Genomic DNA, 15120 nt, shown 5'->3' on the forward strand with positions numbered 1-15120 from the left:
TTTAATTTATTTCCAGGCCTGAATTTGATCGTTCGCGACCTGCTTGTAAAGCTTTGTTCATGAACCGGTGTTTAGATGACTTTGGCCTCCTTGTGAAGCAGGTCGACCAGTTCATCGACAGACTCGACAAGTTTCACGGTACCTTTCGGGGCCGGTTTGTCAAAGGAAATGTCCTTTGTAGCGTTTAGGGCATCCACGGGTTCGACCACGTTTAAAGCCTTTTTTCGGGCCATCATGATGCCCCTCATATTCGGTATGCGCAGGTCGCTTTCTTCGACCAGTCCTTTTTGCCCCCCAATAACAAGTGGTAAAGAGGTACGCAATTTTTCCTTCCCTCCATCGATTTCACGAACAGCGGTGGCCGTGTCGCCTTCGATGTCAAGACCAATACAGGTATTTACGAAATTCATATCCAACAGGGTGGCCAAAATACCTGGCACCATGCCGCCGTTGTAGTCGATCGACTCCCTTCCCGCAATCACTAGGTCATAGCCTCCATCTTTGATGATGTTCGCCAATTGTGCTGCGACAAAAAAACCATCGGTAGGTACGGCATTGACCCGAATACCCTCATCGGCGCCTATGGCCAACGCTTTGCGCATGGTAGGCTCCACAGCAGCTTCGCCTACCGTAGCAATGTGAACGGTAGCCCCCTGTTTTTCCTTGAACCACATGGCGCGGGTAAGACCGAATTCATCGTTCGGATTGATAACGAACTGTACGCCGGTCGTATCGAATTTGGTGTCGTTCTCGGTAAAGTTTATCTTAGAAGTCGTGTCGGGAACGTTACTAATGCAAACAAGTATTTTCATGGATTGTATTTTAATTTTCAACTGTCGATTGCCTCAGAAAAAAAGGACGGCACCGGTTGTGTTTTTAACAAGTGTTTTTGTGCCACGAAGATAGCTAATCTTTTTCAAATTTACTATGCATGCATAGTAAATTTTGTAACTTTTTTTGATTCTTACAATCCGCTAATTGACATATATTTTCCTATTTTTGCTTGCGTTTTTTGCGCTAGTCATAAAAGATACTCTTTATAAAACACTTCAAACATGAAGACTTTACAATTTAGGGAAGCCATTGCCGAAGCGATGACGGAAGAAATGAGGAGAGATGAATCCATCTACCTCATGGGTGAGGAAGTCGCCGAATACAATGGGGCCTACAAGGCATCTAAGGGGATGTTGGATGAGTTCGGTGCCAAGCGAGTGATCGATACACCAATTTCCGAATTGGGTTTTGCCGGTATCGGGGTAGGTTCTACGATGACCGGGAATCGCCCCATCATCGAGTTCATGACCTTTAATTTTGCCTTAGTGGGTATCGACCAGATTATAAACAATGCCGCAAAAATACGTCAGATGTCAGGAGGCCAGTTTCCTTGCCCTATTGTATTTCGTGGGCCTACGGCCTCGGCAGGTCAATTGGCGGCAACGCACTCACAGGCCTTCGAGAGCTGGTATGCCAACTGCCCCGGTCTAAAGGTGGTAGTGCCATCGAATCCCGCCGATGCCAAGGGACTTTTGAAATCTGCCATTCGCGATGACGACCCCGTAATTTTTATGGAATCGGAACAAATGTACGGCGATAAAGGCGAAGTACCCGAAGGGGAATATACTATCCCTTTGGGCGTAGCCGATATTCGACGGGAAGGATCCGACGTGACCATTGTCTCTTTCGGAAAAATCATAAAGGAAGCCGTCAAAGCGGCGGAAAAACTTGAAAAGGAAGACATTAGCTGCGAAATTATCGATCTGCGTACCGTAAAGCCTTTGGATTATGACGCTATTGTAAACTCGGTCAAGAAAACCAATCGGTTGGTGATTTTAGAAGAGGCTTGGCCTTTTGGCAATGTATCGACAGAAATAACATATCATGTCCAGGCGCATGCTTTCGATTATTTGGATGCTCCTATCCAGCGTATCAATACGGCAGATACCCCAGCACCCTATTCGCCCGTATTGTTGGAAGAGTGGTTGCCCAATCAGGAAGATGTCATAAAAGCTGTTAAGAAAGTGTTATATAAATAAGGATAACGAATTTGTAAAAGTACTTTTGCTTTGCGGGCCTACGGCTGGCAGAGCTTTTTTTTGACACCCCTAGCTCTGGTACACTTTTTGCCTGCATCGTCATGAGACATTCCTGCCAATGAAGAATATTCTTTTTCCACTGCTTTTTCTTTTTACACTTTTTGGAGCCGCACAAAGCAAAGTCGGCGGTGTAGTGGTCGATGAATCGAACGTACCCGTGGCTTTTGCAAATATTCTGTTCAAGAACAGTACCGAGGGTACCATCACCGATGACAATGGGCACTTCTATTTGGAATCGGACACTACGCATGACACCTTGGTGGTATCGTTTATAGGGTATGAGAATTTAGAGATGCCACTGCCTTCTAGGATAATGTACGATTTGGAGATTCGGATGAAGGAAGCTTCCCAACAGTTAGACGAAGTCGTGCTCATCGGAGGCAAGCAACCGAAGAAGAACAACCCTGCCGTTGAGATATTGAAAAAAATATGGGCCAAGAAAAGGGAAAACGGGGTGCGGAAATTCAAACAGTATGCGTATGACAAATATGAAAAGGTAGAGTTTGACCTGAATACCATCGATAGTGCCCTGATGAAACGTAAGATTTTTAAAGGGCTTGAGTTCGTTTTCAAAGATTTGGATACTTCACGCATAACAGGAAAGACTTACCTGCCCATTTTTTTGAACGAAACGTTCTCTAAAGTCTACGGGGATAATCTAATCGACGAAGAGAAGGAAGATATCTTAGGGAATAAAAATTCCGGTTTTGACAATAATCAGGCGATCATCGCTTTTGTAGCCGACCTCTACCAAGAATATGATGTTTACGATAATTATCTGAAGTTTTTCGATAAAAGTTTTACGAGTCCGTTATCACGTACAGGCGTCGATACCTACAACTATGCCCTTCGAGATAGTGCCTTTATTGACCATAAATGGTGTTACAACATAGTCTATTACCCGAGGCGGAAGAACGAATTGACCTTCAAGGGCGACTTTTGGGTAAACGATTCGACCTATGCCATTAAGAATATCAATTTAGAGGTTACAAAAAGTGCCAATATTAACTGGGTAAAGGAAATCTATATCGAACAGGATTTCGAGGTGGTGAACGATTCGATATTTTTACTGAAGCGTGATTATATGATGAGCGATTTCAGCTTTCAGAAAAAGGAGGAGTCCAGAGGGGTATATGGTAAGCGTACTACCGTATATGACAATTACTCCTTTGACCAGAAAAAGCCCCGCGATTTCTATGATATGGAAAATAATCCCTATGCCCCGGAGGTCATGAATCGCGATAGTACATTTTGGCGGAACAATCGATTGGAAAGCCTAAATAAAGATGAAAAAGGGATTTATCAGTTGCTGGATACCTTGAAAACCGTACCGAAATTCAAGTCATATTATAATTTGGTCAGCATTTTGGGTTCGGGCTATGTGGAAATTGACAAATGGAATATGGATATTGGTTCGGTCTACGATGTTTTTGGCTATAATCAAGCTGAAGGACCTAGAATCAGGGCAGGGGCGAGAACGTATTTTGGCGAGAACGACCTTTGGAGGTTGGAAGGGTACATGGCCTATGGCTTTATGGATCACAAGTTCAAGCATGGAGCTTCCGGTAAGTTTCTATTGGATCGGAAAACGCGTCTCATTCTATCGGGCGGCAATCGTCGTGATATCGAACAGCTTGGCGTGAGCTTGACGGCCACCCAAGACGTATTGGGCCGAAGTATCGCCTCTTCATCTCTGGTAACCGTAGGGGCGAACAATCGACTGACAAATATCAACCTGAGCAAAGTAGGCTTCGAAATGGAACCCATTACTAATGTACGGTTCGGGGTGGGGGCTACTTTTCGTACCTTGAGTTCGGCACTGCCCGAAGCCTTTAGTCTTGATTATATCGATCCTGAATCGCCCACCGGGGTATCTTCTGAAATTCGCCAATTTGATTTTAATGCTTTATTGATCTATACCCCGGGTAAGAAAACGATCGGCTATGGGGTCGAGCGAAGGGGAATCAACGACTATTACAGCACTCTATTGCTAAGCTATACCAAAGGTACCGATGGAATTTTCGGTAGTGATTTCAATTACAGTAAACTACAATTTGCCTATACCCAGCCCTGGCAAGTCGGGGGGTTCGGTAGGCTATACAGTACGGTCGAAATAGGCAAGACCTTTGGTGAAGTGCCTCTGGGACTGCTCAACGTTATTCCGGGCAACCAGACCGTGTTCTCTAATTATGGAACTTTTCCGAATCTTGATTTCTATGAATTCGTCACCGATACCTATGTGTCGCTACACCTACAACACAATTTTAACGGAAGACTGTTCTCAAGAATACCGCTTATCCGGAAATTAAATTTACGGGAGATCGTCGGCCTGCGCGGGGTATGGGGGCAGCTATCGGATGAGAATATCGCATTGAGTGCTCCAGCTACGGTAAGCACCCCTTTACAGGCCCCTTCCGATAAAATATACTACGAATATTCTTTCGGTGTTGGCAATATTTTCAAAATACTGAGAATAGACTTCAACTTTCGGGGAAATTATTTGGATAGTCCTTTGGCACGGCCTTTCAGTATTACGGGCACCTTCGGATTTGACTTTTAGGGACGAAACGAGGTTTCTTGCCCAAATTGACGTCGGAGTGGTCTTGTATCGGAATTTAACCCTTTATTTACACCGCTTTCCCATCCCCGAAGCCTCTATTTTTGTTACCTTTGCAACCTTAAAAAGTGAATAATGGCGAAAAAGAACATGCTGTCTTTCGATGTTTTGATCGAAATTCCAAAGGGAAGTAGAAATAAATATGAATACGACTTTACGTTGCACAAAATCCGTTTTGATAGAACCTTGTTTTCCTCGATGATGTATCCCGGAGATTATGGTTTTATTCCCGAGACCTTGGCTTTGGACAAAGACCCATTGGACGTTCTCGTATTGGGTACGGAACCTTCGTATCCGATGGTTGTAATGGAAGTGCGGCCGATTGGGGTTTTTCATATGGCCGACGAAAAAGGTCCCGATGAAAAAATTATCTGTGTTCCCGTATCCGATCCGGTTTGGAGCAAACGCAAGGATATTTCGCATCTCAACCCACATCGTCTTAAAGAAATAGAGCACTTTTTTCAAGTCTATAAAGACCTTGAAGAAAAGAAGGTCGATACAGGTGGATGGGGAAATGCGGAAGAAGCCATTAAAATATACCATGAATGCGTTAAGAGGTATGCCGAAAGTGAGCATAAAGACAGACGTACCTTTATGATATAACGAAATTTTAGACGTAAAACGAGCCTTGTTTTTAATAGAACAGGGCTTTTTTTATTCAGCCCAATTTTACTACTTTAGCCCCCGTTAAAAAAACTATAAATAATCAAACAAATGGAATTAGTTATAAAGTCTTTACCGGCATTTGGCATTTTGGCCTTGCTGTACGTTTTTATCAAGAGCGGATGGGTGTCCAAACAAGATGTAGGCGATGCTAAGATGGCACGAATTGCCAAGAACATCGCAGATGGCGCCATGTCTTTCCTTAAGGCGGAATATAAAATATTAAGTGTCTTTGTTGTGGCCGTTGCCATTTTGTTGTTCTTTAAAGGCAGCAATGAGGTCGGCTCTAACGGTATGGTGGCCGTTTCTTTTATAGTTGGTGCCATTTGTTCCGCACTGGCGGGCTTTATCGGCATGAAAGTGGCGACAAAGGCCAACGTAAGAACTACACAAGCGGCACGGACCTCCTTGGGCAAGGCCCTTGAAGTGGCTTTTGCAGGGGGTGCGGTTATGGGTCTAGGGGTTGTAGGTCTTGGTGTATTGGGCCTGAGCTCCTTGTTTATGTTGTATAGTGGTCAAGGCTGGGAATTAGGAGAGGTGTTGAACGTACTTTCTGGTTTTTCACTAGGAGCTTCTTCCATTGCTCTTTTTGCACGTGTGGGCGGCGGAATATATACGAAAGCTGCCGATGTTGGTGCTGATTTGGTGGGTAAGGTTGAAGCCGGTATACCGGAAGATCATCCTTTGAATCCCGCTACCATTGCCGATAATGTGGGTGACAATGTTGGAGATGTAGCCGGTATGGGCGCCGATTTATTTGAATCGTATGTAGGCTCCATCATTGGTACTATGGTTTTGGGGGCCGCTTTTGTGCAGATCCCCGCCTTTGAAGCAGCGTATGATGGTCTTGGAGCAGTTTACTTGCCTTTAGTATTGGCCGCTATTGGTATCATCATGTCCATCGTGGGTACTTTTTTTGTAAGAGTTAAGGACGGGGGCAACCCACAGACCGCTTTGAACATTGGTGAATTTGGTTCCGCCGGTCTTATGTTGGTGGCCTCTTATTTTATAATTGATACCATGCTGCCAGAGAGTTGGACCTTTGGAGGCGTAGAGTATGGTTCCATGGGGGTCTTCTTTGCCGTTTTGGCCGGACTTATTGCTGGTCTTGCCGTGGGTAAGGTGACCGAATATTATACCGGAACCGGTACCAAGCCCGTGAATGCCATTGTGCGCCAATCAGAAACAGGGGCGGCTACCAATATTATAGCTGGTTTGGGTGTAGGTATGATGTCTACGATGTTCCCCATTCTTTTGATTGCTGCAGCTATTTTGATATCGCACCACTTTGCGGGATTGTACGGAATCGCCATCGCTGCCGTAGGCATGCTCGCCAATACAGGGATTCAATTGGCCGTTGATGCATACGGACCAATTTCCGATAATGCCGGTGGTATTGCCGAAATGGCCGAATTACCCAGTGAAGTGCGCGAGAGAACCGATAAATTGGATGCGGTAGGTAATACGACGGCAGCCATTGGTAAAGGCTTCGCGATCGCTTCAGCGGCATTGACCGCTTTGGCCCTTTTTGCCGCTTTCATGCAGACTGCCAATGTGGTCGCGATCGATGTGGCCAAGCCAACGGTAATGGCCGGTCTTTTGGTGGGTGCTATGTTGCCCTTCGTTTTTTCCGCTCTTTCCATGAACGCTGTGGGCCGTGCTGCTATGGCCATGATCGAGGAAGTACGTCGCCAGTTTAGGGATATTCCTCAGCTAAAGGCGGCTCTAGAGGTCATGCGTGCCGTCGATTCTGACATGTCAAAAGCGACTCCTGAACAAAGGGCCATTTTCGATGAGGCGGACGGGGTTGCCGAATATGAAAAATGTGTGGCCATTTCTACGCAGGCTTCCATTAAAGAAATGGTATTGCCAGGTCTATTGGCGATAGCCGTTCCCGTGGCCGTTGGCTTTCTGGGAGGTGCTGAGATGTTGGGAGGCCTTTTGGCGGGGGTTACCTCTGCCGGGGTATTGATGGCCATTTTTCAATCCAATGCCGGGGGCGCGTGGGACAATGCTAAAAAGACCATTGAGAGCGATGGCCGTAAAGGTTCCGATGCTCACAAAGCCGCCGTGGTTGGAGATACCGTAGGCGATCCTTTTAAGGATACTTCCGGACCTTCCCTGAACATTCTTTTGAAGTTGATGTCAGTAGTGGCCTTGGTCATTGCGCCGAGTATCGCTATGAATGCGACGGGAATGGCCAGTACCGAGAATTCAAAGGAAATAAAGGTAGAAATGAACGTAGAAAATGATGAATTATCAGAGGCCACGATTGCCTATACTTCGGTCGTCAATGGAAAGGAAAGCATGAAAGAAATTACGTTTAAAGGTACGAAGGCCGAGGTCGAGCAACAGTTGAAAGATTTTGAGCAGACTACTGTCAATTCAAAAGGAAACGAAAGTGAAATCACAATCGAGACCATCGATATTCGAAAATAGCTCATTCTTTATTCGAAATAAACCAAGGGGGCGCTGTCAAGGCGTCCCCTTCTTTTTTTTTTTGCACCCTACCTACTGCAGTTTGAAATAAATCGGTAGGCTAAAGGGAACCCTTACCGGTGTGCCCCGCTGTTTGCCAGGTACCATTTTCGGCAACTTATCGATAATCCGTAGGGCTTCAGCTTCCAAACTTTTGTCCGGTCCGCGCATTTGAACATTACCGATAGTACCGTCTTTTTGAATAATAAACAAAGTGTTGACACGGCCTTCAATTCCCATTTCACGAGCGATTTCAGGATAACGAAAGTATTTCGAAATATGTTTTTTCATCATTTCTTGAAAGCAGGCGCGCTTGTCCTTCGCTTTTTCGCAACCTGGAAATACAGGTACGTCTTCAATCACTATAAACGATATTTCCTCAGGCTCTTCTAATATCTCATCGACCATTATGTCCTCAACGTTTAGAATTTCCTCTTCTTGGTCCGTTTCCGAATCGTCAATAAAGGTTTCTTCTATATCCTTTTTATTTTCTACAACTTCGATAATCGGTGGTGCCTTAACGGGAGGTGGGGGTGGCGTTTTATAATGAATGGTAATAGGTACTTCCTCGATAAGTTCTTCCTGAAGATTCATTGAGGTATCGTAATTGTAATTAGAGTCATAAGTTTTCCATTCCAGAGCGAGAAAGGTCATTAATAAAACCAGGAACAGGGCCATAACAAAATAGAGGCTTTGGTTACGGTTAAGATCTTTGTGCGGATTTTTTTTAGGCTTCATTTTTCAAGGATTTCAGATTAATAATGACCTAAACATAGTATAGTCGTGTCGTTTTAAAAATGACAAATGAGGGAACTGCCTGGCTCGTTTAGGGAACCGACGTCTATGGGCGCCAATTCCTGAAGTAAAATAGTCAGGAGCCCAGGCGGGTTTGACCCGGTTACTAATTTTATTGACACTAAGCATGGGTCTTGTGATTACGCCAAGTTTTATTCGGGATTTGTAGTATATTCATAGTCTTATGGATTATAAGGACCTTATTACTTTGGGAATTGCTTTTGGGCTCGGTCTTTTAGTGGGCCTGCAACGACAACGAACCGATAATAAGATGGCAGGGGTACGTACGTTCACTCTGATTGCCATTCTTGGGGTCTTATCGGGGTTTTTGACGCGTGATCTTGATAACCCCTATATTCTTCCTGTATTGGGGCTGGCCATAACGGCGCTTCTAATCGCTGCCAATATCATAAAGCTTAAAAAGTTCGATGATGCCGACGTGGGCCAAACTACTGAAGTGGCAGCACTTTTGATGTTCGCACTGGGGGGCTATTTGGTCATGGGCAATCAGGTAATTGCAGTAATAGTAGGGGGTATGATGGCTATTCTACTTTATGTCAAAGAGCATTTACACGATTTTATCGAAAATTTGATGGAGAAGGATTTGGCTGCCATCATGACCTTCGCAGGTATTTCTTTGATCGTTTTGCCCGTATTGCCCGACCAAACCTATGGTCCGTACAAGGTACTCAACCCACATAATATATGGCTCATGGTCGTGCTCATTGTCGGCATTAGCGTAGTCGGGTACTTTCTGTATAAATTTTTAGGCAAAAAAGCAGGCATCGTCTCGAATGGTATTTTAGGGGGACTCATCAGTAGTACGGCCACTACGGTGAGTTACGCAAGAAAGACCGTCGATGCCAAGAACATCAATAAAATTGCAGCTTTTATCATTGTGACCGCCTCGGCCGTTGCATTGATTCGGGTGATGGTCGAAGTGGGGGTCGTTATCCCCGAGAAATTGAATAGTATTGCCTTACCTTTAGTAGCCGAACTGATATGTATGACTTTGATTTGTGGTAGCTTGTTTTACGTTATTAACAAAGATGAAAAGGATGATGATATGCCTGAGCCAGAAAATCCTGCACAATTTAAAAGTGCCCTTATTTTTGGTTTGCTCTACGGCCTTATTTTGTTGGCTGTCGCCTTTACCAAAGAACAGTTTGGAGAAAGCGGCCTATATATAGTGGCTATCATTAGCGGTCTGACCGATGTCGATGCGATTACGTTATCCCTTTCCAATCTTATGAAGGATGATAACCTCGCGACCTCTACCGGTTGGCGCTTAATTTTGCTCGCCACGTTATCTAACCTGCTCTTCAAAGGGGCAATGGCTTCGGTGCTGGGTACGAAGCAGCTCATGAAATGGGTAAGCATATCATTCGGACTTTCCATACTGGCCGGCTTATTGATTATGTGGGTATGGCCCGAAAATTGGCATTTTTGATATGGGTTGGTTCGGAAAAAAAGATAAGTTACAGATAATCGCTTTTCAAGGCTATGGTACAGATTCTCATTTTTATGCCAGGGGTCGTGCTCTGGAAGATGAAGAGATCGACCTCTCAAAAAAAGATTTTTTTACGTTGATATGGAACACCTATAAGCGGTTTGAAACCGATGAGATTAGAAATACACCGATACAACTTAGACTACCCGATGGTAGAACGGTTGAGGGCATTACCGACGCCCATGGGTATTATTTGGTCGATATTTCGCTTGATAGCCTCGGGAAGCTTACGAATTCCGAAGATTGGCTGAGTTATGAAATCTCTTATGCAGATACTACGTTAAAGCGTGAGATTCTCCATCAGAACCGATTTCCGGCGGAGCTTTTGATTCCCTCCATAACGGCTGATTATGGGGTGATCAGTGATATAGACGATACGATATTGCATACCGGTGTCGTTTCTTCATTGAAGTGGCGCGTCTTGATAAATACGGTTTTCAAGACCCCCGGGAATCGATTGCCCCTAAAGGGAGCCGCCGAGTTGTATAATCTACTGCATCGGGGACCATCCGGAAAAAAGGCAAATCCTATTTTCTATGTTAGCCACAGTCCTTGGAACTTATACCGCTACCTAGAGTTTTTCCTACAAAAAAACAATTTCCCCAAAGGACCTATATTGCTCAGGAACTTTCCCAAATTCCGAAGGCGAAAAAAAGAGGAGGAAAAACCACAAAAACAAAAGGAGATACTTAATATTTTGAATACATACCCCGATCTAAAGTTTATATTGATAGGTGACAGTGGTGAACATGATGCGGATATCTATAAGGAGATCGCAGAATGGAATCCTGACAGAATTTTGGCGATTTATTTGAGGAGTGTAGCCCACAGGGGTAAAATGGACCGGGTCAAGGGGTTGTTCGAAAATTATAAAACGACGCCTGTATTGTTGGTTGAGCGAAGCGAAGACGCTGTTGCGGATGCCAAGCAAAGAGGGTTTATCTAAAGCGTTTGTAGCACGTCTGCCCTTTAGAAAAGTCCGTGAATTTCCGCGTCTATTTTATTGATTACGGTGCCTAGATCTTCGGGCTTGTCTACGAAATTGATATGATCTACATCGATCACCAGAAGGTTACCTTTTTTGTAATCGTGAATCCACGCTTCATAACGCTCGTTGAGGCGACTTAAATAATCGATGGATATACTATTTTCATATTCCCGCCCTCGTTTGTGAATTTGGTTCACTAAATTAGGAATGGTACTTCTTAGGTAAATGAGCAGATCGGGGGGCTGCACCAAACTTTCCATCAACTCGAACAATCCTTTATAATTGGTAAAGTCGCGATTGGTCATTAAGCCCATGGCGTGAAGGTTAGGGGCAAAAATGTAGGCATCTTCGTAGATTGTACGATCCTGAATGATGTTCTTGCCGCTTTCCCGAATTTTAAGGATTTGACGATAGCGGTGGTTGAGAAAATATATCTGTAGATTAAAACTCCAACGCTCCATTTGGGTATAAAAATCGTCGAGATAAGGATTGTCGACAACGTCTTCAAAATTGGCTTCCCATTGGTAGTGTTTTGAAAGTAAGCGCGTTAAAGTGGTTTTTCCGGCACCGATATTCCCGGCAACTGCTATGTGCATCGAGTCTACTATATTAATGGATGTGTTGCTGTCGTAAAAATGTATTGGAGGGTACAAGATACAAAGTATCTTGAGTAAGGAAAAGAATTAGGGAAACTAATTGGGCAATAATTATGAGAGCCGATTACTTTTTTATTTCCTGTATAAATACCTACTTTTGCCTGTATAAATAAAAGAGGAGGGATTTGACTGATTGCAACCTCTTTCCAGACTCCGGTCTGGATCTGGTCTATAGGCTAGATGCTGAAATAATCCATTTGCAGATTATAAGGTGTAGTATAAAAAATGCTAAAGCAGTTAATGACAACAAATCGTTGCATTATACTTCTACGGCAGTTGCTAGAATCCCTCTCATTAAAATAATTAGTTATGCCATATTTATTCACTTCCGAGTCTGTGAGTGAGGGACATCCGGATAAAGTTGCCGATCAAATTAGTGATGCACTTCTGGACAATTTTTTGGCCTTCGACCCGGAAAGTAAGGTGGCCTGCGAGACTTTGGTGACGACAGGGCAAGTGGTCTTGGCCGGTGAGGTCAAAAGTCATACCTATCTCGACGTGCAGCACATTGCGAGAGAAGTGATCAACAAAATCGGTTATACGAAAGGGGAATATCAGTTTAGCGGCGACTCCTGTGGTGTGATTTCTTTGATCCATGAACAATCGCAAGATATCAATCAGGGTGTTGACCGTGGATCTAAAGAGGAGCAGGGCGCTGGGGATCAGGGAATGATGTTCGGTTATGCGACGAATGAAACCTCAAATTACATGCCTTTGGCGCTTGATATTTCCCATAGGATTTTGCGCACCTTGGCCGAATTGCGAAAATCAGGAACCGAGATCGACTATTTGAGACCTGATGCCAAGGCGCAGGTGACCATAGAATATTCTGACGATAATGTACCGCAACGTATCGATACTATCGTGATTTCTACCCAACATGACGCATTCAATACCGATGATACAGAAATGCTGGCCAAGATTAAAAAAGATATGGTAACGATCTTGATCCCAAAAGTCAAAAGTCAACTGCCGGAGAACCTCCAGCGTCTTTTTGACGAAAATATTGAGTACCATATCAACCCTACCGGCAAGTTTGTAATTGGTGGGCCTCATGGTGATACCGGTCTAACAGGAAGAAAGATAGTGGTTGATACCTACGGAGGCAAGGGCGCCCATGGTGGCGGTGCATTTAGTGGTAAAGACCCCAGTAAAGTAGATCGCAGTGCCGCTTATGCCTCAAGGCATATCGCTAAAAATCTGGTGGCTGCCGGTGTGGCCGATGAAATTTTAGTACAAGTAAGTTATGCCATTGGGGTCGTCAAACCTACTTCTATTTTTGTCGAAACCTATGGTACGGCCAAGGTCCCTCTAAAGGACGGTGAAATCGCAAAAGTTGTGGAAAAACTTTTTGATATGAGACCTTTTGCTATAGAGAACAGATTGAAGTTGCGAAATCCTATTTATTTGGAAACTGCCGCGTATGGCCATATGGGTAAAATGCCTAAGTTGGTCAAGAAGGTCTTTGAATCTCCTTACAATGGGCGTGTTGAAAAAGAAGTGGAGCTCTTTACATGGGAGAAATTGGATATGGTCGATGAGGTTAAAAAAGCGTTTAAGTTGTAAACTTTTTTATGAAAAAAAAGGGAATATTTAATTTTTCGAGCCTATATTTGTCGTTCAAAAGTTCAAACACGTATTGACTAGTTATCAAGAAAGGTGGAGGGAATAGACCCTTTGAAGCCTTAGCAACCCTTCGTATCCATCGATGGAAATGGAGAAGGTGCTACATTCTATCTTGACGCTGACTCCGTATCGGCACCTTGGTAAAGGCAAGAATAGATAACAAAAAAGATTACTCCCGTAATTTTCACTTTCTTATAACTTTTTAGTATACCTTATTCCCACGTCCTTGATGAGGGTTGTGCTTTTCGCTATTTTGTACATTGGTGTTGCAAAATAACATGGCGTCGCCAGCAAAGGTTAGGAGTTAAGGCTTGAGCAAACTGTTAAAAACCAGTGTTCAACTATCATTTGAATACACAAAACAAGTAATTATGAGTGATCAAAAATTTTCAACGAATGCACTTCATGCCGGGCACGACGTGAAGGCTAACGCCGGTACTCGTGCCGTGCCCATTTACCAAAGTACGGCTTATGTATTTAACAATGCCGATCATGCGGCCAATCTGTTCAACCTTTCGGAAACAGGGTACATATATACCCGTCTGAACAATCCCACCAATGATGTGCTAGAACAACGTATGGCGGCTTTGGAAGGCGGAATCGCCGCTGTAGCCACGGCGTCGGGAACGGCAGCCATTTCAACGGCCTTGATGGTGCTTTTAAGGGCCGGAGACCATATTGTGGCATCGAGTAGCCTTTACGGGGGTACTTATAATCTATTGTCGAATACGCTTCCTCGATTGGGCATAACTACAACCTTCGTCGATCCAGAAGACGCTTCCAATTTTGGAAAGGCCGTAAAAGAAAATACGAGGGCTATTTTTGTTGAATCCCTAGGAAATCCTAAACTCGATGTTTTGGACCTAAAAGCGATTTCTTCAGAAGCCAAAGCAGCTAAAATTCCTTTTATAGTCGATAATACCGTTGCGACTCCGGCGCTTTTAAACCCGATTGAGCACGGTGCCAATATCGTTATTCATTCTTTGACCAAATACGTTAATGGCAACGGAACGTCTTTAGGCGGCATTATCATCGACGCGGGTACTTTTGATTATGGAAACGGCATGTTTCCTGAATTTACGGAGCCCTCACCAGGGTACCACGGTTTGGTATACCACGAAGCTTTGGGGCCTGCAGCTTTTATCGCCAAAGTGCGCGTAGAAGGCCTCCGCGATTTTGGGGGCGCACCGAGTCCATTTAACTCATGGCAGATTTTACAAGGCTTGGAAACCTTGGATATCCGTATGAAGCAAATCAGCAAGAATGCCTTGGCCTTGGCCGAGTGGCTTCAAGATCGTAAAGAAGTGGCTTGGGTTAACTATCCCGGATTGAAAAATAGCAAGTATGCTGCCCAAGTCGAAAAATATCTGCCAAAAGGGCAAAGTGGAATTATCACTTTTGGCGTCAAGGGAGGATTCGAATCCGCTAAGAAAATTGCCGACGAAACCAAGATATTCTCGCTACTGGCCAATATCGGAGATACGAAATCATTGATCATTCACCCCGCCAGCACCACGCATCAACAGCTCGATGATGCTGCGCAAGAATCGACCGGGGTTACCAAAGATCTGATTCGTCTTTCTGTAGGCCTCGAAGATCTTGAAGATTTAAAAACCGATTTGGAAAATGCATTTGCAACAATCGATAAATCGGTATTCGCCTAAGCGTTAAACCAGATGTATGGGGTCACTTTT

General features: G+C 44.2%; 11 protein-coding genes and 1 riboswitch. Of the genes, 8 read left to right on the plus strand and 3 right to left on the minus strand.

Annotated features, from left to right (window positions below):
• Positions 1–71: 71 nt before the first annotated feature.
• Positions 72–812, minus strand: coding sequence for an electron transfer flavoprotein subunit beta/FixA family protein (locus tag F2B13_RS16585; protein WP_149277236.1), 741 nt, complete (start codon positions 810–812; stop codon positions 72–74).
• 243 nt (positions 813–1055) lie between these two features.
• Here F2B13_RS16585 and F2B13_RS16590 point away from each other — a divergent pair, with 243 nt between their 5' ends.
• The 4 genes from F2B13_RS16590 to F2B13_RS16605 all read left to right on the plus strand — a co-directional run bounded on the left by F2B13_RS16590 (position 1056) and on the right by F2B13_RS16605 (position 7812).
• Complete coding sequence (locus F2B13_RS16590; RefSeq protein ID WP_149277237.1) at positions 1056–2033, plus strand: pyruvate dehydrogenase complex E1 component subunit beta; 978 nt, start codon at positions 1056–1058, stop codon at positions 2031–2033.
• Between the two features lie 118 nt (positions 2034–2151).
• A complete protein-coding gene (locus F2B13_RS16595; protein WP_149277238.1) occupies positions 2152–4653 on the plus strand; it encodes a DUF5686 family protein in 2502 nt (833 codons plus the stop codon).
• 132 nt (positions 4654–4785) lie between these two features.
• The gene (locus F2B13_RS16600) at positions 4786–5313 is read left to right on the plus strand and encodes an inorganic diphosphatase (protein ID WP_149277239.1); all 528 of its coding nucleotides are present in this window, start codon (positions 4786–4788) and stop codon (positions 5311–5313) included.
• Positions 5314–5424: 111 nt separating this feature from the next.
• Positions 5425–7812, plus strand: a complete 2388-nt coding sequence (locus F2B13_RS16605; RefSeq protein ID WP_149304688.1) for a sodium-translocating pyrophosphatase — start codon at positions 5425–5427, stop codon at positions 7810–7812.
• A gap of 72 nt (positions 7813–7884) precedes the next feature.
• On the opposite strand, the gene F2B13_RS16610 is transcribed toward F2B13_RS16605, so the two are convergent.
• Positions 7885–8589, minus strand: coding sequence for an energy transducer TonB (locus F2B13_RS16610; protein ID WP_149277241.1), 705 nt, complete (start codon positions 8587–8589; stop codon positions 7885–7887).
• Positions 8590–8830: 241 nt separating this feature from the next.
• Between F2B13_RS16610 and F2B13_RS16615 the strand changes: the two genes are divergently transcribed.
• Both F2B13_RS16615 and F2B13_RS16620 read left to right on the plus strand, forming a co-directional pair.
• A complete protein-coding gene (locus F2B13_RS16615) occupies positions 8831–10096 on the plus strand; it encodes an MgtC/SapB family protein (protein WP_149277242.1) in 1266 nt (421 codons plus the stop codon).
• A gap of 1 nt (position 10097) precedes the next feature.
• The gene (locus tag F2B13_RS16620) at positions 10098–11102 is read left to right on the plus strand and encodes an App1 family protein (RefSeq protein WP_149277243.1); all 1005 of its coding nucleotides are present in this window, start codon (positions 10098–10100) and stop codon (positions 11100–11102) included.
• 23 nt (positions 11103–11125) lie between these two features.
• Here F2B13_RS16620 and F2B13_RS16625 read toward each other — a convergent pair whose 3' ends face one another.
• Positions 11126–11740, minus strand: a complete 615-nt coding sequence (locus F2B13_RS16625) for a deoxynucleoside kinase (RefSeq protein WP_149277244.1) — start codon at positions 11738–11740, stop codon at positions 11126–11128.
• A 369-nt stretch (positions 11741–12109) separates the two neighbouring features.
• On the opposite strand from F2B13_RS16625, the gene metK reads away from it, so the two are divergent.
• On the plus strand, positions 12110–13366 hold the full coding sequence (gene metK / locus F2B13_RS16630) for a methionine adenosyltransferase (protein ID WP_149277245.1): 1257 nt from the start codon (positions 12110–12112) through the stop codon (positions 13364–13366).
• Between the two features lie 78 nt (positions 13367–13444).
• Positions 13445–13589, plus strand: a riboswitch (SAM riboswitch).
• A 208-nt stretch (positions 13590–13797) separates the two neighbouring features.
• The gene (locus tag F2B13_RS16635; RefSeq protein ID WP_149277246.1) at positions 13798–15090 is read left to right on the plus strand and encodes an O-acetylhomoserine aminocarboxypropyltransferase/cysteine synthase family protein; all 1293 of its coding nucleotides are present in this window, start codon (positions 13798–13800) and stop codon (positions 15088–15090) included.
• Positions 15091–15120 lie beyond the last annotated feature (30 nt).

The sequence above is a fragment of the Pareuzebyella sediminis genome, assembly GCF_008367235.1.
In the GTDB taxonomy this organism is placed as follows: domain Bacteria; phylum Bacteroidota; class Bacteroidia; order Flavobacteriales; family Flavobacteriaceae; genus Pareuzebyella; species Pareuzebyella sediminis.